Genomic DNA, 19,342 nt, shown 5'->3' on the forward strand with positions numbered 1-19,342 from the left:
ATCCCGGGGGGCACCCCACCATCCGGTCCCGCCCGCTCCAAAAACTCGCGCGCAGCACCTTCTTGTCGACCTTGCCGACGCCGGTCATCGGCAGCTGCTTGACGAACTGGATCTGCTTCGGCGCATGGGCCGAGCCTTTTCGCATCCTCACCAGATTGATCAGCTCGTCCGGATCGGGCTTGGCCCCCTCGCGTGGCACAACGACCGCGGTGACGGCTTCGCCCCATTTCTCGTCGGGAATGCCGACGACGGCGACCATCGCCACATCCGAGTGCTGCGACAGCACGTCCTCGACCTCGCGCGGAAAGATGTTGAAGCCGCCGGTGACGATCATGTCCTTCTTGCGATCGAGGATGAACATGTAACCGCGCTCGTCCTTGCGCGCGATGTCGCCGGTGTGGACCCAGCCGTTCTTCAGCGTCTCGGCCGTGATGTCGGGCCGCTTCCAGTATTCCGCCATCACGTGCGGGGCGCGCACGCAGATCTCACCGGCTTCGCCCGTCTTCACCTCCTGGTCGTGGTCGTCGAGAATTTTGACCTCGCAAGCCGCGATCGGGAAGCCGCAGGACAGGAACAGCTCCGGTGTTTTGGGATCGTGATCTTTCTTGCGCAGCACCGAGACCGGATAGCATTCGGTCTGGCCGTAGAGCTGTGAGAACACCGGCCCGATCCGTTCGATGCCCTCGACGAGCCGGCTCGGCGACATCGCCGACGCCCCGTAGAGCACGAGCTCCAGCGAGGACAGGTCGGTTTTGCTCAGTGCGGGATGATCGAGCAGCACGTAGATCATGGTCGGCACGAACAGCGTGAAGTTGATGCGCTCGCGCGCGATCGTCGCCAGCACGGCCTCGGGATCGAAACCCCTGAGCATGTGCACGGTGCCGCCGCGCATCAGGGTCGGCAGCACCTTCGTGCCGGCGACATGGCTGATCGGGGCGACGGCGAGAAATCGCGCGGCGTCAGGAATCTCGAAGTCGGCGAGGATCGCGGCGGCGGCGCCGGCATTTTCGCGATGATAGCGCAGCGCCCCCTTGGATTTGCCGGTCGTGCCGCCGGTGTAGTTCAGCGTGGAGAGATCGTCAGCGCCGGCGAGGCACAGCGGGCTGGCGTGGCCCTCGATCTCAATGGCCTGCAACAGATCGACGCCATAGTCGGCCGGTCCCATGGTGAAGACCGCTTTGAGCATGCTCGCCTTGGCGGCGAGCTCGCCGCCGCGATCGCGGAAGGTGGCGGCATCGACCACCAGCATTTCGGCTTCGGAATCCTCGAGCTGGAAGAGCTGGTCTGCCTGCGATCCCAGTGGATGCAGCCAGGTGACGCAGAACCTCGACAATTGCGCGGCGACACCGGCGCACCAGGTGTCGGCGCGATTGGCGGTGAGGAAGGCGACGCGCGCGCCGGGCTGCAATCCAAGCCTTGTGAACACGCCCTGGATGCGTCCGATCAGGTCGATGGTGCCCTGATAGCTCAGCGATCCGCCGGGCCAGGCGAAGGCCGTGCGGCCGGGATAGCGCGACAGCGCCCGTAGCGCCTGCGCGCAAGTCGGGGACGATGCGTGGAGCGGATCGGACATATGTTTCCTCGTTGCTTTGTCACCGGCTTCTGGCGTGCCAATGTTTGCCCCGACGCTAGCACAGGGACTGCGGGATGGAACGACAAAGCCCGATCGAGGGAGGCACGCGTGACGACAGATCGACTGCAAATTTTTCGTGATCGTCTCGCGCTGCCGCTGATCGCTGCACCGATGTTTCTGGTGTCGGGCGTCGAGCTCATGGTCGCGGCCTGCCGAAGCGGCGTGATCGGCAGCTTCCCCACAGCGAATTGCCGCAGCACGGAACAGCTCGATGCATGGCTCACCGAAATCGAAACGCGGCTGCGGCAGCATGAAGATCGACCTAGCCGCAAGGCCGCGCCGCTCTGCCCGAACCTGATCGTGCATCGCTCAAACGTTCGGCTGGAGCAGGATCTCGCGGTGCTGCTGCGGCACAAGCCCGAGATCGTCATCACCTCGGTCGGCTCGCCGGCGGCAGTGTTGAAGCCGCTGCATGATGCCGGTGCGCTGGTGCTGGCGGACGTCGCCTCGATCCGCCACGCCGAGCGCGCCGCGGAAGCCGGTGCCGATGGGCTCGTGCTGCTCACCGCAGGCGCCGGTGGGCAGACCGGCTGGCTCAACCCGTTCGCTTTCGTCCGCGCGGTGCGCGCGTTCTACGACGGCATCATCGTGCTCGCGGGCGGCATCAGCGATGGCCGCGCGCTGCGTGCGGCCGAAGTGCTCGGCTGCGATCTCGGCTATATGGGCACAAAGTTCATCGCGACGCGCGAGAGCATGGCGGACGACCGTTACAAACGGATGCTGGTCGAGAGCAGCGCCGACGACATTTTGCTGACCACCGCGTTCACGGGGCTTCAGACCAGCATGCTGAGACCGTCGATCGTCGCGGCGGGGCTCGATCCCGACGATCTGCCGGCGCGCGGGGCCATCGACATCGCCAAGGATATCGACGTCGCCGCGCGCGAGAGCCGGCCCAAACGCTGGCGCGATATCTGGAGCGGCGGGCATTCGACATCGGGCGTCACCGATGTGCTTGGGGTGGAGGGTCTCGTTGCCCGGACGGCCGCCGAGTACCGTGAGGCGCGCGGGGGGAGCGCTCTGCGCCCTCAGCACGGTTAATCCCGCATAGCTCCACGACCCCTCACTTAACGGCAGATTAACCAACCCCAGCCAAGAATCCCCCTCACGGCCGCCAATACGGACCGAGAGGGACAGGCGATGGACTTCGATTTTCTCAACAGCAAGACAGCCGCGACGCTGGACGAAATCCGCGTCCGCGTGGCTCATGCGCTGGCCCGGCATCCGCTGTGCCGCAACGTGCGTTTTGACATCCTCAGCGTCCCCCGCACCCGCCGGGGTGGCAACTGGACGGTGACGCTGCAATCGGTCGAGACGCGCGCGGTCTGGGAGGCTTCCGAGATCGTCGCAGACATCCAGGACGCCTACGATCTGGCGGCAGCCGCCTGATTCTGCTGGAGTTTCTGGCGCTGTCGCCGCAGTCCGCGCGATTGCCGCCGCGGTGGCACGGTTAAGCCTTATTTACCGCCCAGTTTCCGGGCAGTGATCACCTGGACTTGAAGTTGGGCGCGGAGAGACGTTTGTCCAAAGCCATCACCATCGTCGTGCTGACCTGTTTCCTCGTCCTCGGCGCCGCTACCACCGCCATTCTCGGCCGTGACAGCGTGCCCAGCGTCAGTGCCGAGATGATCACGCAGGCTCCCCCCAAGCAGCTTTCGACCAACCGCGCCGCCAAGGCCGACCGCCTGGTTCCCACGCTGGCACTGGCCTCGGCCGCGATCGATCCGGTTCAGGTGCCCGCCGACAGCCTCTCGCAGGCGCCGGTGCTGACCGAGCCGCTGCGCCAGGCCTTTGCCGCCGCGACGCCGTCCGACTTCCCGATGCCCAAGACTAGCGTAAACCAGGCGCCCGCCGCGGCGCAAGTTCCCGCGGTTGAAGTCCCGGCCAAGCCGAAGGCCGTCGCCAAGCCGCAGCCGCAGAAATCCTATTCACTGCTCTCCGACGTTCAGATCTCGGGCATCAGGGATCGGTTGAAACTGTCGTCGTCGCAGGAATATTACTGGCCGTCGGTCGAGAGCGCGCTGCGCAACGTCGTCCGCAAGATTTCGGCCAACAAGCTCTCCAATCCGAATGCGGCAGGTGTGCCGATCGATCCGAACTGCGACGAGGTCCAGCAGTTGAAGTCGGCGGCCATGCCGCTGCTGTTCCAGCTGCGTGAGGATCAGAAGGAAGAAGTGCGCAAGCTCGCCCGCATCATCGGGCTGGAGAAGGTCGCGCAGCAGATCTGACCCGTAAGTTCCTCCGGGAACTGCGTCCGCTTCAGGAACATCTGGCAATCGATAAGCGTTGCCCGCTCCGAACAGGGAGTGGACCCATGCGCGCCTCGACAGCTTATTTCGTCGGTGCCGGAACGATCGTCGCCGCTATCGCGATCGGTCTCGGCGGCGGCATCGTCGCTGGCAATATCATGCAACCGATCGCGCCCAAGCAGGGCCCGGACACCGGCAAGATGGCGCAGCGCGCTGAAGCCGCCACACCGGTCGCGACTAAAGCACCGTCGGAGCGCGTCCAATATCTCACCGGATCGCAAACATTCGGCGCGGCGATCGCCGCGCCCGCGCAGGCGCAGGACGAAGCCAAGCCTGAGCCAAAGCCCGACACGCCGACAACTCAGGCGAACGCTGAGCCGCCGGCGCCGCAGCCTTCGCAAGCCGCGGCAGTTGAGCCGCCGAAACCGGTGCCGCCTCCGCAAGCCGCAAAGCCCGCCGAGCAGCAAGCTTCGACAGAACCGTCCTACTCACCTGACAACGCGTACGCCAAGGCCAGAGAGCCCGACGTGAAACGTGCCGCTTCCGAGCGGCGGCGCACCGAGCGGCGCGAGCGCTGGACCGAACGCCGCCAGTACGAGTCCCGCGAGCCGCGGGGCATGCGTGACCGCACCGACTGGGACGACGTCGCACGCAACGTTCGCGAAGATTCAGATTCTCGCGATGTTGCCCGCCGTCCGCGCGGCGGCTTCCCGCGGATCATGCTGTTCGGGCCCGACGACGATTAGCGCCTAGCCGAGGATCGCCGCCGCCGCGCATTCCGCAATCAGGATCGTCGGCGTCTGGATGTTGCCTGAGATCATGATCGGGATCACCGAGGCGTCGGCGATATGCAAGCCGTCGATGCCGCGGACCTGCAAGCGTTGCGGATCGACGACGGCCAGATCGTCCGTGCCCATGCGGCAGGTCGAGGCGGCGTGATACAGCGTCGTGCAATGGCCCCGAATATAATCGGCGATCTCGGCATCGCTCACCGCCTCCGCGCTCGGCGTGATCTCGCCCTCGATCAACTCCTTCAGCGGCGATTGCGCGGCGATGCGGCGGTTGATGCGCACGCCTTCGATCATGGTCGCGATGTCGCTGCCGCTCGCATCCGACGCGAAATAGCCCGGATCGATCGCGGGATGTTCGATCGGATCGGTCGAGCGCAGCGTGATCCGGCCGCGGCTGTTCGGCCGCTGCAGCGTCGCATGCAGGGTGACGCCCGGCCTGGACGACAGGAAGCGGACATAGTCGCGGTGCGGGCTGATCGCGCCATAGAGCTGGAGGTCCGGCTCGACATCGCCGCGGCTGCGCACATGCGCGCCGGCCGCGACCCAGGGCGAGCTGCGCGGACCGCTGCGGCTGGTCTCCCACTCGGCAAGGCTTGCGGCGAGACTCTCGTCGGTCCAGGCGCCGACGCCAATCTTTTCCTTCGTATAGAAGGTGATGGGGATGTTGATGTGGTCCTGCAGATCTTTGCCGACGCCGGGCAGATCGTGCGCGACATTGACGCCAATCGCCTTCAATTCGTCGGCAGGGCCTACGCCTGACAGCAGGAGTTGCTGCGCCGAGCCAATCGCGCCGGAGGCGAGCACGATCTCGCTGGTGGCGAAGGCGCTCTTCGGCTGCCCGTCCTCGAGATATTCGACGCCGATCGCGCGGCCGCGCTCGATGATGATACGGGTGACGCGCACGCCTGTCTTCAGCGCGAGATTGGTACGCGCGAGCGCCGGGCGCAGATAGGCCTTGCCGGTACCGAAACGCTCGCCGTCCCTGATGACGAACTGAAAAAATCCCGCGCCTTCCTGGGTGACGCCGTTGAAATCGGGATTGTGCGGCAACCCGGCAGCCTGCGCCGCCTCCAGCCATTTCAGCTCATTCGGGTCGATATGGGGCACGTCGGCGACGTGCAGCGGGCCGCTTGTGCCGTGCAAGGGATCGTCGGTGAAGCGCGCATTGCTTTCGAAGGCGATGAATTTCGGCAGCACGTCGCGCCACGCCCAGCCCGCGCATCCCGCTTTTTCCCAGCCGTCGTAATCGGACGGCAGGCCGCGGATATAGATCATCGCATTGATCGCGCCGGAGCCGCCGATCATCTTGCCGCGCGGCCAGAAGATCCGCCGGCCGCGGCAGCCCGCTTGCGGCTCGGTGTAATAGCCCCAGTCGACCGCGGTGTTGAACATCGTCGGCCAGTCCGACGGAATGTCGGAAGCGAGCGGTGCGGCCCGGCCCGCCTCCAGCACCAGCACGTTGCGGTGCGGATCGGCCGACAGCCGGTTGGCCAGCACACAGCCGGCCGAGCCGGCGCCCACGATGATCGTGTCGTACATTGAAGAGCACTCCGCGCAGAAACTTATGCAGCGGAGCGCTTGCAAGATTTGTGCTTTGTTATCCCTCTGCTCTTGCAGAAGAAGGATAAAAGATCAGCCCCCGTGTGATTCCACGACCTTGCGGCATGCGTCCGAAAGCTTCGACTTGTTCTCGCGCAGGCAGGCATTCATCTGCGGCGGCTTGCCGACATGGTCGGCGCAGAATTTGCTGGCGTCACCGCGGCAGGCCATCTGCTCTTGCAGTGTCGGACCGGATTGTGCTGCGGCGGGCAGGGTGGTGGCGGCGAGCAGCAGCGCGGCAATAACCGAAGTCTTCATGAAGCACCTCTTTGGGATTGTCGGTGGTCCCGTTTGGGATCAAGCGGGCCGGACCATCTCGCGGAGACCCGCCGCCGGTCCATGCCATGTTCATGGCATCGGTTCGCGCTTCCAGCCGCTACACCCCCATCTTCATGGCATGTATCCGCGCGCCGTCTTTTGCCATTCAGGCTGCACGTCGGCTGCGAAACCCGGTGATTGCACCGGGACGCCGAACGGGAAGCAGGAGAGCAAGATGTCGAAAAAAGCGGGAGTGCTGAGCGCCGGGCTGACGATCATGATGCTGGCGAGCGCGGCGGTGGTGTCGCTGGGTCCGAGCCCGGCACAGGCGGTGGTCTATTGCAAGACGGTCGGCGTGCCCAGGGGCTGCGTGGTGCGGCCGACCGGGGCGGTGGTGGTTGCGCCGGCCGCCGCGGTCGTGGTGGCGACGCCCGGTGTCGGTGCGCCTGGTGTCGGCGTGCGCGCGGGCACGCCGATGAATCGCGGCGGTCCGGTCAATCGCGTCGGCGTGCGCTGACGATTTCGTTCGATTGAGTTGATTGCGTCGCTTCGGGCCAGGGTGCCTTGCGGACGAACCCCCCGTCCTCCGCATGAGAATAATCCGGCCCGTTCCCTCTCTCCGCGCATCCCACGCGTTCGGGGAGGGGGCTTTTCAGCCAGCAGCCGCGTCGCTGTCGGGAAAGACCTGCGGCAATTGCAGCCGCACGCGCGTCCCCGAGGAACCCGAGTTCAACTCGAACGCAGCCCCGCAACGCGCGGCGCGGCTTCTCATATTGCGCAGGCCGCGCGCGGTCTGGCTCGTGCCCTCACCGGCGAGCGCAAATCCCTTGCCGTCGTCGGCAATGCTGATCACACCATACGGCCCCTCGCCTCCATCGAGCGTCTCGATGGCGACCGCGATGTTGTGGGCGCGGGCGTGCTTGACGGCATTGGTCACGACCTCGTCGAGGATCCGCACGATCTGGATCACATGCCAGGGCCGCAGCTCCGGATGCAGCGGCAGGCCCTGCGGCGTCGCCACGCGCCAGTCGAGCGCGATGTCGTGCGGCCGCAATTGCATCGCTGCGCGCTCGCGCCAGGAGCCGAGCGCGAGCATGAGGTCGCCGCCGATATCGTCCATCGAATCGATGACGAGACGGAGATCCTTCAGCGCCGCGCGGGCGGCGTCCGTGATGGTCGCGCCTTCATGGCCGCGTTCGGAGAGCGCGACGATGCTGACGAGTTGGCCGCCGAGGCCGTCGTGGAGGTCGCGCATCAGCCGCGTGCGCTCGTTGGCGAGCGCGGCGGCTCGCGCGCGCTCTTCCTCGCGGGCAAAGCTCGCCTTCAGCCGCTCCTCGGCCTCGCGTACGCGGGTCACGAGCTGGCTGGCAAAGCCGTCGACCTGGTTCAGCGCACGGGCGAAGCGCCAGGTCAGCCCGGCACCGATCGCAACCAGCATCGCGGAATAGGACAGGCGCGAGACGAAGGTGCGTTCGTTGGTGACGATCTCGAACACCGACAGCATGTCGTGCACCCAGCAGGTCAGCACGATGGTCACCGCGCAGCCGATCGTGAAGCTGGCCGCGTCCTGCCGCCGCACCAGCGCGGCCGCGGTGACGCCGGCCATCAGAAACAGACAGATCCCGACGGTGGGGATGCCGAGAACGAGAAACAGGATGCGCGGCAGCGGCGGGCCCGCGATCAGCCCGACCACGAACACGATCAGTCCCGGCGCGAACAGCAGCGCGCCGTATCGCGGCCAGCGCCAGCCGAAGAACAGCACGGCGAACATCACGATCAGCGCGCTTTCCGTCGGCGCCGATGCCAGCAGCACTGCGGCAAGGCGCGACGTCGCGGCCGGCGGCACCGGTGGCGGCACGAACGCCTGCACCACGCCGAGCACCATCGCCGCCGCCAGCACGCCATAGACCGGTTCGCGGCGCCGCATCAGCCACATGATCGCGAGGATGACGGCGAGGATCGACTGCCAGGCGGAGAACACCACGGGCAGCGTGACGAACAGCAGCGTGCGAGTCTCGTAGGAGGGACGCAGGGCGGCATCCGGTCCGACATAGACCGTGTCGAGGAAGCCCTTCAATGGTCCCCATACGAACAGCCGCACCGTGATCTCGTTGCTGCCGTCGCGCAGCAGCGAGGCGGGAATGAGCGCGATCTCCGGCGTGTTGCGGTCCGGCCGGTTGGCATTGAAATCGCGGCGGGAGTCGAGCACGACGACGCCGTTGACGGCGACCTCGGCCGCGTTGCTGAAGCGCGGGAGGAACACGGACCATCCCGACGCCGCGTCGCTGCGCCGATAGGTGAAGGCTCCGGTGTAGAGCGGCGGGTCGGCCAGCGAATAGCGCGACGAGGTGAAATGCGGCAGCGTCACCGCTCGTGTCGCGCCGTCCTCGCGCAGCGAAAATCCGCTCAACGCAAAATCGTCGGGATCGCTCGGCTGGAGCAGCCGCAGCCCGAGGATGGTGGCGATCACGATCAGCGCCTGGAGCAGCAGATAGGGCACGAGGCGCGACACGATCAGTCGGCGCCGTGGCCGCGTGGGCGCCTTCGCCGCGATCTCGCTCACAGCTTGATCAGGCCCTGTTGCACCGCCTCGAACACCGCTTCGCCGCGGGTATGGACCTCGAGCTTGCGATAGATGTTCTTGATGTGGCCGGGCACGGTCTGCCTGGACAGGCCGAGATGGCTCGCGATCTCGGCATAGCTGAAACCTTTTGCGATGCCCCAGAGGATGTCGATCTCGCGCGGGGTGAGTTTTGCGGTGTTGAGCACGGGGCCCGGCGGCGGCTCGGCCGAATTCTGCGCAGTCCCTTGTGTTCTGCGCACGATGAAGCGGGCGATCGAGGCCGAGATCGGCGAGTGGCCGGCGACCAGGTCGCGCACGGTCGTGGCGATGTCGGTGGGGAAGGCATCCTTAAGGAGATAGCCGGTGGCGCCGACCGTGATCGCCGAGATCACGCTCTCCTCGTCGCCGAGCGCCGAGATCACCATGATCTCGGTGTCGGGACAAAGCTGCCTCATCTCGCGGATCAGCTCGATGCCGTGACCGTCGGGAAGTCTGAGATCTGTGAGCAGCACGCGCGGCGCGCCACCGTTCAGGGCTTGACGGGCCTCGCCAAGCGTACCGGCGCTGCGCACCTCGTAGCCGGCCTTGACCAGCGCATCCTGGAGACGCCAGCAGGTCGGTGCGTCATCCTCGACGAGGAGGATGGTGATGGCCTCACCCGTCTCGCCCTGTTCGCCCATGATCATCGTCCCGCACCGCGTGTCCCCCGCGGCGCGTGCCAAGTTTAACCGCCGCGGGCAGGCCGCGACACCCATAATCATGGGGCGGTTTTGGCATCATTCCTGTTTCGTTTCGTTTTGGAGCTTATCCTTGGCGGGCGGTGTGGTCGATAATCCTGACGCCTCTCCCCGGCGTGCGGGGAGAGGCGAAGTGCTCAGCTCCTACCTGCCATTGCCGCGGCACGCGCCGCCGGGGCCGATATGGTAACCGCGCGGGCAGGCATGCGCGGCCGGGTTGGCGTAGTTCCTGAGGCAGCCGCCATAGGGCCCGCGATGCCAGCCGGGTCCGCAGCCGCCGGCAACCGCGACGACATCGCCATTCGCGCTTGTGCCGATCGGCGCGAGCGGCATGGCCTGGGCAACGCCCGTGATCGCGCCGAGCGCGAAGGCAATGGCAATCAGTGTGCGCTTCATGTCTTGTTCTCCCGAATGCCGTTGCGTCAGTGGCTGGCGGCGAACGCGATGCCGGCGCGCACCTCGGTGATGGCCTGGTCGATCAACCCCATCGCCTTCTCGCGATGACCGCCCTTGTTCGGCTCGGCTTTGCCGAGCTCGGCGCGGGCCGATTGCAGAATCGCGACGGCTTCGTCCATGTGCGGCTGCGCGCCCAACGCGTAACCGATGCAGAGGCTGGTCGCGATGGCGCCGCCGAGCACGAGGCTGCGGGGTAGAGAGGTTCGCATGTCGTTGTCTCCTCCAGCGGGCGTCAGGCTGGGGCCGCCCGGTTGCCCGGATGCAGTCCCGTCTGTGGCGGGATGCTGCATCCGCTGCCTGAATAGGGTGGGCGCACGCGCGCCGTCTTGGACTGTTCGGCGCCAGAAGCGCGGCGGCTTGGACTGACCGGCGCAGCTTGATTCACGTTCGTGTGCTGATAGCCTGTAGTGGCCTACCTTCAGTACGGGTTCTCTCTTGCCTGCGAAGTTCGGCGGGTTTCGTGCACGATTTTTTTCGCAAAAGTCTTTCTTGGAAGTCCTTTCGATGTCCGTCATCAGGAAAGCGCTCTCGACCGACATGCTGCCGCAAGGCCTGTCCGACCGGCAGCGCTTCATCCGCTTCGCCGAATTGTTCGAGCATTTCTCCAACACCGGCGAGCTGGATCCGGCCGCGGACGTGCCGTTTCACGCCACGATGAATTCGATCCATGTCGGCACTACCATGCTCGGTCGCTGCGACGGCAGCTTCGTCACGGTGCGGCGCGAGAAGCGCCAGGTGATCGAGACCGGCGACGATCGTTTTTGCCTGGCGCGCAACACCGGCGATCGGCCTTCGCAAGTGATCCATCGCGGCCGAGAGTTCAGCATGCGGCCGGGGTCGATGGTGCTGCTCAAGCTGGACGAGCCGTTCTTCGCCGCCGACGGCGCCAGCCACAAGCGTTTCACCAACGTGCATCTGCCGGTCGATACGCTGCGGGCGATGGTCCCCGATGTCGACGATCTCGTCGGCTGCGAGCTGGAGCCGGGCGGAGCGCTGTCGCTGGCGATGGACTATAGCGATCTCCTGCTGCACCATCCCGATGCCGCGGACGAGGCCGGCATGGCGATCGCCGCGCATTTGCTCGATCTCGCCGCGATTGGTCTCGAGACCCGCAACGATATCACCACTGCTGCGCGGCGCCGGGGCCTGCGCGCTGTCCGGCTCAAGGCCCTGCTGTCGATTTTGGAGATGCGCTTCCACGAACCGGATTTTTCCGCGCAGAAGCTCGCCGCCGCCGCCGGCCTGTCCGAACGCTACGTCAATGAGCTGCTGTTCGAAGCCGGAGCCAGCTTCACCACGCGCCTCAATGAACTGCGCCTGCGCAAGGCCGCCGACCTGCTCGTCCACCGCGAAGGCCGCATCAGCGACATCGCCTTTGCCTGCGGCTTCAACGATCTCTCCTATTTCAACCGCTGCTTCCGCAGGCGGTTTGGGCTGACGCCGACGGCCGCACGGGGGAAGTGAGAGGCCGCTATGTCTCGACCCGCGGCGGCGGATAGCGCCGCGCCAGCGTCGACAGCGGCAGATGCCGCTCGCCCTCCGGCAGCGCCAGAAAGGCCAGCACCAGCGGCCGCTTCCAGTCACCGACGCCGAAATCCATCGCCATCCATTTCTGCGGCTCGGGGCCTTCGAGGCCCCGGACCCAGACGAAATAGCGGGGGAGGTCGTCGGCGTCCGCTTCCGTCGTGCGTCTCCTGGCCATCAACGCTGCTCGCTGCATCACTATCCGTTGCGGTAGGATATAGGTATCGGCTCGCTGAAGTCGAATTCTGAGCTGCCGGTCCCGTAAGGCTGGGCTGGTTGGTTAATGCGCAGGCCCGAAGTTATGAACGAAGCCACGATCGATAGCTGGGGTGACGCCTCGGACGTCACGAAGAGATTGGTCGGCTCGTGGTCCTTCGACCGGGTCATCGAAGGCCAGGCCACGATGCAGGGTATCGCGACCTTCACGCCGCTGGACAGCGGGCTGCTGGCCTATCGCGAGCAGGGATATCTGAAGCTTGCGAACGGCACAGAGGTGCAGGCCGAACGCGAGTACCTCTTCAGCAACAGCGACGGAGGATTCAAGGTCTTCTTCAGGGAAGATCCACCGCGGCTGTTTCACGAGATCTCGCTGTCCGCATCATCAGGAGGAGCGCTGAGCGGACGCGCAGGCCATCTTTGCAAGCGCGACGACTATCAGTCGGCCTACCTGTTCCTTTCGGATGGAACGTTCGTCGTCCGTCATGTCGTGTCTGGTCCAGGCAAGGACTACACGATGAACACGACCTACACGCGTCTGTCGTGATCAAGCCGGTGCGATGGCGACGGCCGTGCCGCCTTTCACTGCCAGAGCTGGCTCTCCGCGACGCGGTTGATGTCTTGGAGACGCCGGCTGGCGTCGGCGTTCCGGTCGATGCTCGCCACCAGCGTCAGCAGGCGCTGATAGGCGGCATCGGCGATCTCGACCGGCAGCGGGGCCTCGTCAAAGGCCTCGACATAGCTGCCGACGAGACCGCTGAGCAGGCGGCACAGACCGCGCTGGGCGGGATCGTCCCGGCCGAGCGTATCGAGCTTTTGCTGGAATGTCCGGAAGGTGCGCAGACCGTGGTGCTGTTGCGAAAGCCACGCGTGCAGGTCGTTCATGTGAGCTCCTTCGAGTTACGGAAGAAGCTGCCGGTTTATACAGGAGGGATATGACGATTGCCAGTGGAGGGGGAAGACCAGGTTCGTTGATCCAGTCCGCCTTCGCCAAGGCTTCGGCGGGACAGCCTTCGCCGCTTCGATGGTGCCGTGCCTGGCTCGCCCAGCCGTAGCTGCGAAGCAGCGAAGGCTGGTGCCCCTGGCCGATAATTGCCTAGAGCCATAACCATTTGAATTTAAGCCCACTTTTATCGTCGATTGCTGCCGATACCAGCACAAATACCAGCAGGATGACGCGCGGTACTCGTCGATAAAAATAGAACAGCAGGCTTCCGGCAGCGGGGACGCCTATGCCGTTCCGGACCCCACAATTTGCCCCGACCGGGATCGAACCCGGCTCAGACTCGAAATCTTTGGAGGAGGCAGGCGAGCGCTTCCTCAGCAGCTTTCAGTCCTCTTCGAAGCGGAGTGATTGAAGATCGTGGGTTTGCGGGCGGCGGACATCAATATGCCCGATCAGAACGCCGTTTCGAACTGAACGCGAGAACGCGATCGTCCTCTTACGTGAGGGCATAGACGCTCGCATGGGCATCGACGCGGACAGAATCCAGAAATCAACGGTCAGTTGATCGTCGGCCGCAGCGCCAAGGAGGTCGTGCGGTCTGATGGCGTAAACGCTCCGACGAGTCTTTGTCAGGAAACGACGTGCGGCTGTCCTGATCCAGAGCATGCTGTTTCTTGTCCAAAACAAGCCCTGTTGCGAAATTGGGGTCAGAACCATCCAAAAGCGACGACAGTGGCCCCTAGTCATGGCGAGCTGAAAAGGAGCAGGTGAGATGACCCCCGACATCTTCATTCCTCACGCCAGTCAGACGCAAACTCTTTCAACAATGATGGCTTGGCGAGTTCACGAGTTCGGGCCACCAGAGATTATGAAGTTCGAGCGCATCCCGCGGGTCGCGCCCGGTCCTGGCGAGGTCCTAGTCGAAGTCAAAGCCGCCGGGGTCGGACCATGGGACAGCTGGATCAGAGCTGGCAAGAGCGCTTTGCCGCAACCGCTACCGCTTACTCTCGGTTCGGACCTGTCCGGTGAAATCGTTGCTGTGGGCCCTGACGTTGACCAGCTACGAGTGGGAGATCAGGTCTACGGTGTCACGAACCCGCGGTTTGTCGGGGCCTATGCCGAGTACGCTGTGGCTTCCGCAGGGATGGTTTCGACCAAGCCAACCTCGCTCACCCACGTTGAAGCCGCCTCGGTTCCTGTCGTTGCCGTCACCGCATGGCAGGCATTGTTCGATCACGCCCAACTCAAGGCTGGTCAAACGGTCGTCATTCACGGCGCGGCCGGCAACGTTGGATCCTATGCGGTTCAACTGGCCCGTGAGGCGGGTGTGCAAACCATCGCGACGGTGTCGACAGGCGATATTTCTGTGGTGCGCGATCTCGGCGGAAACCGTGTTGTCGATTACCGGACCCAGCGCTTTGAGGAAGAAGTACGGGACACGGACGCTGTCATTGATCTGGTCGGCGGCGAAACCCAAATTCGCTCGTTCCAGGTCCTTCGTCGCGGCGGCAAGCTGGTCTCCGCAGTCTCCCGCCCGGATCAGGATCTTGCAAACCGTCATGGCGTCGAAGCCACCTTCTTTCTGGTCAACGTCACGACCCAGTATCTGGCGCGAATTGCTCGCCTCCTCAAGGACGGAAAACTACGAACAAACGTCGGGGCAGCCCTCCCCCTCGCGGATGCGCGCGAGGCTCATTTGATGTTGGAACGCGTGCTGCCTCAGCCGAAAGGAAAAATCGTGCTCGCCGTCGGAGCAAGTTAATCAGCGCCCATTTCGTCGTTGCGCTCGCGCGCAACACGCAGCCAAGCCCACACTAACTCTTGAAAGGACGCAACAATGACAACCCCAAATCTCGCCCAGGCTCTCGTCGTTCCCGATTCATTGCTCGCGAAAGAGGCGACAGACGTCCTGCGCGAGCATTCCACCGATCTGCTGTTTAATCACTCGGTCCGAGTTTACCTGTTCGCTGCCGAGCAGGGTCGTCAGAGAAATCTGCGCTTCGACCGTGAGCTCCTTTACGTCGCTGCCGCATTTCACGATCTCGGCCTGATCAAGGAGTTCTCGAGCCCAGACGAGCGCTTCGAGGTCGATGGGGCAAATGCCGCTAGACAGTTTCTTAACACCCACAACATCGCTGAAGATCAGGTACAGACTGTCTGGGAAGCAATTGCGCTGCATACCACCCCCGGCATCCCGAAGCATATGGGGCCCGAAGTGGCGCTCCTGAACTCCGGTGTGCTCCTCGATGTCATCGGCGTGGGGTTCGATCAGTTTCCAGCGGAAGTCCGCGAGGAAATCGTGGCGAAGTACCCGCGCATCAATTTCAAAGAAGGCTTCATTCAGGAGTATTTCGCCGGCTTTGCGCACAAGCCGGCGACGACGTATGGCACTGTCAACGCCGCCGTCTGCGAGCGTTTCATACCGGGATTCAAAAGCCCCAATGCCTGCGACTTGATCGCTGCTTCGCCCTTCCCGGATTCCGTAGCTTGAGTGGCATCGTCAGGAGAATAGCGATGATGAAGGGATTCGCTTATGGAACTGGTGCTCTGTCGCTTTCTTACGGGACGATAGCAAATGCACTGGGGAGAGTAACGCGAGCCGCAGTCCTCCCGCTGATAGCAGCAGCGGTTGCCCTGGGAGCTTCGCTGGCGATCGCGCAGGACCGGGAGCAGGTGAAAGTCGCCTTCGCGCACGCACTGCCGAATGTCGAAGGAAAGAAGATGGTTGCCGCGACGGTGACTTATCCTCCCGGAGCCAAATCGCTCGCTCATCACCACGCAGCGTCGGCATTTATCTACGCTTATGTGCTGTCCGGGGCCATCCGCAGTCAAGTGGGCGACGTACCCGCGAAGATCTATCACGCAGGCGAAAGCTTTTACGAAATGCCCGGTTCACATCACAGGGTCAGTGAGAACGCGAGCGACGAGGAGCCCGCCAGCTTACTGGCGATCTTCGTCGTCGATTCCAAGGACGAGCCTTTGACCACGCCAGACAAGGGGCCGTGATCACGAAAATTGCGCGACGAGCTCGCCTGTGGCCGTGATCCTCAATTGAGGAGCTGCAGGGGCTACTGGTTGGCGGCTGCGCCAGCGGACCAACCGGTAGACGTTTCGTTGTTGCTTCGCTGGTCCCGCCAAGCCTTTTGCAGTCTCCGGAACTAGTTGCATAATGGGGCGCTAGACTGGAGAGGCAAAGAGGTGCCGGTACAAGCTGTCGCAATCGTCGTCTGTGAGGGGGTCCAGGCGCTAGACGTGGCTGGGCCGATGGATGTGTTCAGCGAGGCGAACACGTTTCTCGGCAGTGCGGATCGCTACGAAGCCGTATTGGTTGCTGCGCACCGTAATCCGCTGCGCGCATCGAACGGCATCCGCATGGTCGCCGACCTGACCTTTGAAGAGGCGGCGGGCGGCTTCGACATCGTTCTGGTAGCCGGCACTCCGACGCCACCGGAAGCGGAACCCGAACCGTGCCTGCTTCAATGGGTGAAGGAGCTGCCGTGGCGCTCGAGCCTTTATGGATCGATCTGCACAGGGGCTTTTGTGCTCGGCTATGCCGGCCTGCTCGATGATCGGCGAGTGACGACGCATTGGCAGGATGCACAGGCGCTGGCGGCGAGATTCCCGAAGGCAAGAGTCGAACCGGATTTGATCTATGTGCGCGATGGACGATTGATCACTGCGGCCGGTGTGACGGCGGGGATAGATCTGGGCCTCGCGCTCGTCGGGCAGCGGCACGGCGCGGAAACGGCGCTCAAGGTCGCCAAGCGGTTGGTCGTGGTTGCCCAGCGCCAGGGCGGACAGTCGCAGTTCAGTCCCTATCTCACGGCACCTGCCGATCCTGAATTGCCCATCGCACGCATCCAGGACCATGTCATGGCCAACATTGGGGATCGCCACACGTTGGAGTCGCTTGCCGCTGTCGTCGGCATGAGCCCCCGGAATCTGGCCCGGCATTTCGGGCAGGTGACCGGGACCACACCGCACGAATTCATCGAGCGCGCCCGCGTTGATACTGCGCGCATGATGCTGGAAGCAAGCGACCGACCGCTGAAGGCTATTGCCTTCGATTGCGGCTTCGGATCGGCGGATCGGATGAGGATTGTCTTCAGCACTCGTCTGGGTGTGACTCCCGTCCAATATCGCGCCAGCTTCCGGCGAGCAGAACCGGAATAGTTCGCGAGCTATCCGAGCACGAACTGCGGGCTCCTACCGTCCTGAAGGCTCCGAGCGGCCCTTTGTCAGGAAACGACGTACCGCTGTCCTGATCCATAGCGACCCGCTCGTTGTCCGGCGCCGGGCTCTGTTGCCAAATACCGACAAGCAAGCAGCTTACTACTCACCCTAGGAGATTGCTCCATGTCCGAGATCATTGCCGGCATCCGCGTACCCGACAGCGCCATCGCGCGCGCAGCCACGCAGCTCGTGCGCGATACGGAAGACGACCTGCTCTATAAGCACAGTCGCCGTGTCTTCCTGTGGGGCGCGCTCACGGGCGAGCGCCGCGAGCTGAAATACGACCCGGAGCTGCTTTACCTCGGCGCCATGTTCCACGACATGGGCCTCACCGAGAAATATTCGAGCCCCGATCTGCGCTTCGAGGTAGACGGCGCCAATGCCGCCCGCAAATTCATGAAAACCTACGGCGTGCCCGAGCGTGACATCGAGGACGTCTGGACTGCCATCGCGCTCCACACCACGCCCGGAATCCCCGAGCATATGCGCCCGACCATCGCGCTGGTGACCGCCGGTGTGGAGATGGACGTGCTCGGCATCGCCTATCACGATTTCACGCATGAACAGCGCGACCATGTCTGCCTTCATCATCCGCGGGAGACAAATTTCAAGGAGAACATCATCGATCACTTCGCCAACGGAATTATCAAGAAGCCGCTGACGACGTTCGGAAATGTGAAGGCCGATGTCCTGGCGCTGAAGGACATGAACCATGTCCGTCAGAACTTCTGCTCGATCATCCTTGGCTCGGCCTGGCCGAACTGACCCCTCGTTGCCGCGCGTCAAGGAAGCTGAGACCGTGCGAGGATGTCCGCTCCTGAAGAAGCCGCAATCGCGGGGTGAGCGGTGTGTCGTTGCGCAGAGCCCTATCGACGGGATCTTGGCCGGCCTGCTGTCGAGTCCTGGCGAGTTGCAGGCCCTTGGAGCTGCGTGAGCCAATCCGAGATATCCAGACGGCGGTCACTACTCAGGAATATCCGATCCGAATTTCATCGGTCAGTAACGGGCGACCAAATCCAGAGGCCTCCGTTTTGCAGTCGGATCACCACGCTACGAGTTGGATATGGAAAGCCGTAAAAGATGACAATGTCGCCCTCGATCATCCAGATGTTTTCGCCGATTGAAAACAGTTAACTGTCCTCCAGCCGTGAGGTGATGCTTGCCCAGTTCGGGTGTTAGCTACACCAACATTAGATAAATGATCCGAATTACGGTGACAGTGCACTAAAATGGTTGCGATAAGGGTGCTCGTCGTGGCGCCCGAGCGGAAAGAGGCGGATCTCTGGAATGTCATGTCCTGTAACCCTTCTTTGCTAGTGTGGCGAACACCGTCGATCGTGCGGCTAATGTCAAGAATCGTCTCCAAAAAGATTCCGATTGACCGAAATTCGGAAATGGCGTATATGATGCGCCATCCCGGCCCATGGATAAGGGGCGTTTCGCGATCGTCACGATACGCGGGCGGGGTGGCGGTGGACGTGGAGTGCATCGGCGCGCAAGCAATCGCAGGGCGGGTTTGGCCCGTGAGCGGTTGAGCGGCGCGCGAACGACCGGTGCGGTCCGCGTACGGCAAAAGCGTGTCGTCCTGGCGCCCGGGGTCTGTGCGCCAAGTCTTGCGGTGACGTGGCGGCCCGACCGGGTCCGCGCGTCAGCCATCCGCAAGGCGACGGGGGCAATAGTGCAACGCTCCCCGGGGAGAGCACGTCATAAGCCGTCAACCCACTGCGCAGGGAAGGCCGGGATGTCCAGGCTGCCCTGTATGCCGCTGTGCAGCCTCTTGTAGCGCAACCTTCGCACAGTGGACCGCGGGTGCCAGCCGGCGCCCGGTCTTCCCTGCGCCCTTTCCAAGGAAGGGGCGTCAAGAGAAGCACACAGCTCGGGCGCCTTGCGCCGCGAGGCTATATCCGCGTGTTTTACGGCTGTTTGAAAATTGAGTTGAGCCCGCTCGTCTTGCTGCTCACCGCCCTTGCCACTCACCGCCAGAGTTCGCTCTCCGCCACGCGGTTGATGTCGGCGAGCCGGCGATTGGCGTCCGCGCTCGGGTCGATGCTCCCAACCAGCGTCAGCAGGCGCTGATAGGCGCCATCGGCGATTTCGACCGGCAGCGGGGCCTCGTCAAAGGCCTCGACATAGCTGCCGA

At 63.9% G+C, this 19,342-nt stretch carries 20 protein-coding genes and 1 pseudogene; 12 read left to right on the forward strand and 9 right to left on the reverse strand.

Features of this window, described 5'->3' with window-relative positions; translation table 11 throughout:
- Positions 1–13 precede the first annotated feature (13 nt).
- A pseudogene (locus IVB29_RS14695) lies at positions 14–1,573 on the reverse strand (AMP-binding protein); the annotation flags it as partial.
- A gap of 108 nt (positions 1,574–1,681) precedes the next feature.
- On the opposite strand from IVB29_RS14695, the gene IVB29_RS14700 reads away from it, so the two are divergent.
- The 4 genes from IVB29_RS14700 (at position 1,682) to IVB29_RS14715 (ending at position 4,625) form a co-directional block, all read left to right on the forward strand.
- Entirely contained in the window at positions 1,682–2,671 is a 990-nt protein-coding gene (locus IVB29_RS14700) for a nitronate monooxygenase (protein ID WP_247504071.1), read from the forward strand.
- Positions 2,672–2,770: 99 nt separating this feature from the next.
- On the forward strand, positions 2,771–3,019 hold the full coding sequence (locus IVB29_RS14705) for a hypothetical protein (RefSeq protein WP_247504072.1): 249 nt from the start codon (positions 2,771–2,773) through the stop codon (positions 3,017–3,019).
- A gap of 131 nt (positions 3,020–3,150) precedes the next feature.
- Positions 3,151–3,858: a hypothetical protein gene (locus IVB29_RS14710; protein ID WP_247504073.1), complete on the forward strand. Its 708-nt coding sequence runs from the start codon at positions 3,151–3,153 to the stop codon at positions 3,856–3,858.
- A gap of 86 nt (positions 3,859–3,944) precedes the next feature.
- On the forward strand, positions 3,945–4,625 hold the full coding sequence (locus tag IVB29_RS14715; RefSeq protein ID WP_247504074.1) for a hypothetical protein: 681 nt from the start codon (positions 3,945–3,947) through the stop codon (positions 4,623–4,625).
- A 3-nt stretch (positions 4,626–4,628) separates the two neighbouring features.
- Here the strand turns inward: IVB29_RS14715 and IVB29_RS14720 are convergent, their stop codons facing one another.
- Positions 4,629–6,209 (reverse strand): GMC family oxidoreductase N-terminal domain-containing protein, encoded by a 1,581-nt coding sequence (locus IVB29_RS14720; protein WP_247504075.1) that lies wholly within the window; start codon positions 6,207–6,209, stop codon positions 4,629–4,631.
- A gap of 93 nt (positions 6,210–6,302) precedes the next feature.
- Entirely contained in the window at positions 6,303–6,527 is a 225-nt protein-coding gene (locus IVB29_RS14725; RefSeq protein WP_247504076.1) for a cysteine rich repeat-containing protein, read from the reverse strand.
- Between the two features lie 235 nt (positions 6,528–6,762).
- Between IVB29_RS14725 and IVB29_RS14730 the strand changes: the two genes are divergently transcribed.
- Positions 6,763–7,044 (forward strand): hypothetical protein, encoded by a 282-nt coding sequence (locus tag IVB29_RS14730; RefSeq protein ID WP_247504077.1) that lies wholly within the window; start codon positions 6,763–6,765, stop codon positions 7,042–7,044.
- A gap of 135 nt (positions 7,045–7,179) precedes the next feature.
- On the opposite strand, the gene IVB29_RS14735 is transcribed toward IVB29_RS14730, so the two are convergent.
- From IVB29_RS14735 to IVB29_RS14750, 4 genes are all read right to left on the reverse strand, one after another.
- The gene (locus IVB29_RS14735) at positions 7,180–9,090 is read right to left on the reverse strand and encodes an ATP-binding protein (protein ID WP_247504078.1); all 1,911 of its coding nucleotides are present in this window, start codon (positions 9,088–9,090) and stop codon (positions 7,180–7,182) included.
- Positions 9,087–9,770, reverse strand: a complete 684-nt coding sequence (locus IVB29_RS14740) for a response regulator transcription factor (protein ID WP_247504079.1) — start codon at positions 9,768–9,770, stop codon at positions 9,087–9,089. The genes IVB29_RS14735 and IVB29_RS14740 overlap by 4 nt, the downstream gene beginning before the upstream one ends.
- 201 nt (positions 9,771–9,971) lie before the next feature.
- Positions 9,972–10,223: a hypothetical protein gene (locus IVB29_RS14745; RefSeq protein WP_247504080.1), complete on the reverse strand. Its 252-nt coding sequence runs from the start codon at positions 10,221–10,223 to the stop codon at positions 9,972–9,974.
- A 26-nt stretch (positions 10,224–10,249) separates the two neighbouring features.
- On the reverse strand, positions 10,250–10,492 hold the full coding sequence (locus IVB29_RS14750) for a hypothetical protein (RefSeq protein ID WP_247504081.1): 243 nt from the start codon (positions 10,490–10,492) through the stop codon (positions 10,250–10,252).
- Positions 10,493–10,787: 295 nt separating this feature from the next.
- On the opposite strand from IVB29_RS14750, the gene IVB29_RS14755 reads away from it, so the two are divergent.
- Complete coding sequence (locus IVB29_RS14755; protein WP_247504082.1) at positions 10,788–11,747, forward strand: AraC family transcriptional regulator; 960 nt, start codon at positions 10,788–10,790, stop codon at positions 11,745–11,747.
- Positions 11,748–11,754: 7 nt separating this feature from the next.
- On the opposite strand, the gene IVB29_RS14760 is transcribed toward IVB29_RS14755, so the two are convergent.
- Positions 11,755–11,985, reverse strand: coding sequence for a hypothetical protein (locus IVB29_RS14760; protein WP_247504083.1), 231 nt, complete (start codon positions 11,983–11,985; stop codon positions 11,755–11,757).
- A 123-nt stretch (positions 11,986–12,108) separates the two neighbouring features.
- Here IVB29_RS14760 and IVB29_RS14765 point away from each other — a divergent pair, with 123 nt between their 5' ends.
- The gene (locus IVB29_RS14765; protein WP_247504084.1) at positions 12,109–12,570 is read left to right on the forward strand and encodes a DUF6314 family protein; all 462 of its coding nucleotides are present in this window, start codon (positions 12,109–12,111) and stop codon (positions 12,568–12,570) included.
- Between the two features lie 35 nt (positions 12,571–12,605).
- Here IVB29_RS14765 and IVB29_RS14770 read toward each other — a convergent pair whose 3' ends face one another.
- Positions 12,606–12,908, reverse strand: coding sequence for a hypothetical protein (locus tag IVB29_RS14770; protein WP_247504085.1), 303 nt, complete (start codon positions 12,906–12,908; stop codon positions 12,606–12,608).
- Between the two features lie 887 nt (positions 12,909–13,795).
- Between IVB29_RS14770 and IVB29_RS14775 the strand changes: the two genes are divergently transcribed.
- The 5 genes from IVB29_RS14775 to IVB29_RS14795 all read left to right on the forward strand — a co-directional run bounded on the left by IVB29_RS14775 (position 13,796) and on the right by IVB29_RS14795 (position 17,967).
- Positions 13,796–14,731, forward strand: coding sequence for an NADP-dependent oxidoreductase (locus IVB29_RS14775; RefSeq protein WP_247504320.1), 936 nt, complete (start codon positions 13,796–13,798; stop codon positions 14,729–14,731).
- A 75-nt stretch (positions 14,732–14,806) separates the two neighbouring features.
- Positions 14,807–15,460, forward strand: a complete 654-nt coding sequence (locus IVB29_RS14780) for an HD domain-containing protein (RefSeq protein ID WP_247504086.1) — start codon at positions 14,807–14,809, stop codon at positions 15,458–15,460.
- A gap of 17 nt (positions 15,461–15,477) precedes the next feature.
- The gene (locus IVB29_RS14785) at positions 15,478–15,975 is read left to right on the forward strand and encodes a cupin domain-containing protein (protein ID WP_247504321.1); all 498 of its coding nucleotides are present in this window, start codon (positions 15,478–15,480) and stop codon (positions 15,973–15,975) included.
- A 192-nt stretch (positions 15,976–16,167) separates the two neighbouring features.
- Positions 16,168–17,142, forward strand: coding sequence for a GlxA family transcriptional regulator (locus IVB29_RS14790; protein WP_247504087.1), 975 nt, complete (start codon positions 16,168–16,170; stop codon positions 17,140–17,142).
- Between the two features lie 183 nt (positions 17,143–17,325).
- On the forward strand, positions 17,326–17,967 hold the full coding sequence (locus IVB29_RS14795; protein WP_247504088.1) for an HD domain-containing protein: 642 nt from the start codon (positions 17,326–17,328) through the stop codon (positions 17,965–17,967).
- The last annotated feature ends 1,375 nt before the right edge of the window (positions 17,968–19,342 follow it).

The sequence above is a fragment of the Bradyrhizobium sp. 1 genome (assembly GCF_023073315.1).
Lineage (GTDB): Bacteria > Pseudomonadota > Alphaproteobacteria > Rhizobiales > Xanthobacteraceae > Bradyrhizobium.

What these genes read in the sequence shown, in the direction of transcription:
- IVB29_RS14705 (WP_247504072.1), top strand. Translation starts at nt 2,771, where the DNA reads ATGGACTTCGATTTTCTCAACAGCAAGACAGCCGCGACGCTGGACGAA.
- IVB29_RS14715 (WP_247504074.1), top strand. Translation starts at nt 3,945, where the DNA reads ATGCGCGCCTCGACAGCTTATTTCGTCGGTGCCGGAACGATCGTCGCC.
- IVB29_RS14720 (WP_247504075.1), bottom strand. Translation starts at nt 6,209, where the DNA reads ATGTACGACACGATCATCGTGGGCGCCGGCTCGGCCGGCTGTGTGCTG.
- IVB29_RS14725 (WP_247504076.1), bottom strand. Translation starts at nt 6,527, where the DNA reads ATGAAGACTTCGGTTATTGCCGCGCTGCTGCTCGCCGCCACCACCCTG.
- IVB29_RS14730 (WP_247504077.1), top strand. Translation starts at nt 6,763, where the DNA reads ATGTCGAAAAAAGCGGGAGTGCTGAGCGCCGGGCTGACGATCATGATG.
- IVB29_RS14740 (WP_247504079.1), bottom strand. Translation starts at nt 9,770, where the DNA reads ATGGGCGAACAGGGCGAGACGGGTGAGGCCATCACCATCCTCCTCGTC.
- IVB29_RS14745 (WP_247504080.1), bottom strand. Translation starts at nt 10,223, where the DNA reads ATGAAGCGCACACTGATTGCCATTGCCTTCGCGCTCGGCGCGATCACG.
- IVB29_RS14750 (WP_247504081.1), bottom strand. Translation starts at nt 10,492, where the DNA reads ATGCGAACCTCTCTACCCCGCAGCCTCGTGCTCGGCGGCGCCATCGCG.
- IVB29_RS14755 (WP_247504082.1), top strand. Translation starts at nt 10,788, where the DNA reads ATGTCCGTCATCAGGAAAGCGCTCTCGACCGACATGCTGCCGCAAGGC.
- IVB29_RS14760 (WP_247504083.1), bottom strand. Translation starts at nt 11,985, where the DNA reads ATGGCCAGGAGACGCACGACGGAAGCGGACGCCGACGACCTCCCCCGC.
- IVB29_RS14765 (WP_247504084.1), top strand. Translation starts at nt 12,109, where the DNA reads ATGAACGAAGCCACGATCGATAGCTGGGGTGACGCCTCGGACGTCACG.
- IVB29_RS14770 (WP_247504085.1), bottom strand. Translation starts at nt 12,908, where the DNA reads ATGAACGACCTGCACGCGTGGCTTTCGCAACAGCACCACGGTCTGCGC.
- IVB29_RS14775 (WP_247504320.1), top strand. Translation starts at nt 13,796, where the DNA reads ATGATGGCTTGGCGAGTTCACGAGTTCGGGCCACCAGAGATTATGAAG.
- IVB29_RS14780 (WP_247504086.1), top strand. Translation starts at nt 14,807, where the DNA reads ATGACAACCCCAAATCTCGCCCAGGCTCTCGTCGTTCCCGATTCATTG.
- IVB29_RS14795 (WP_247504088.1), top strand. Translation starts at nt 17,326, where the DNA reads ATGTCCGAGATCATTGCCGGCATCCGCGTACCCGACAGCGCCATCGCG.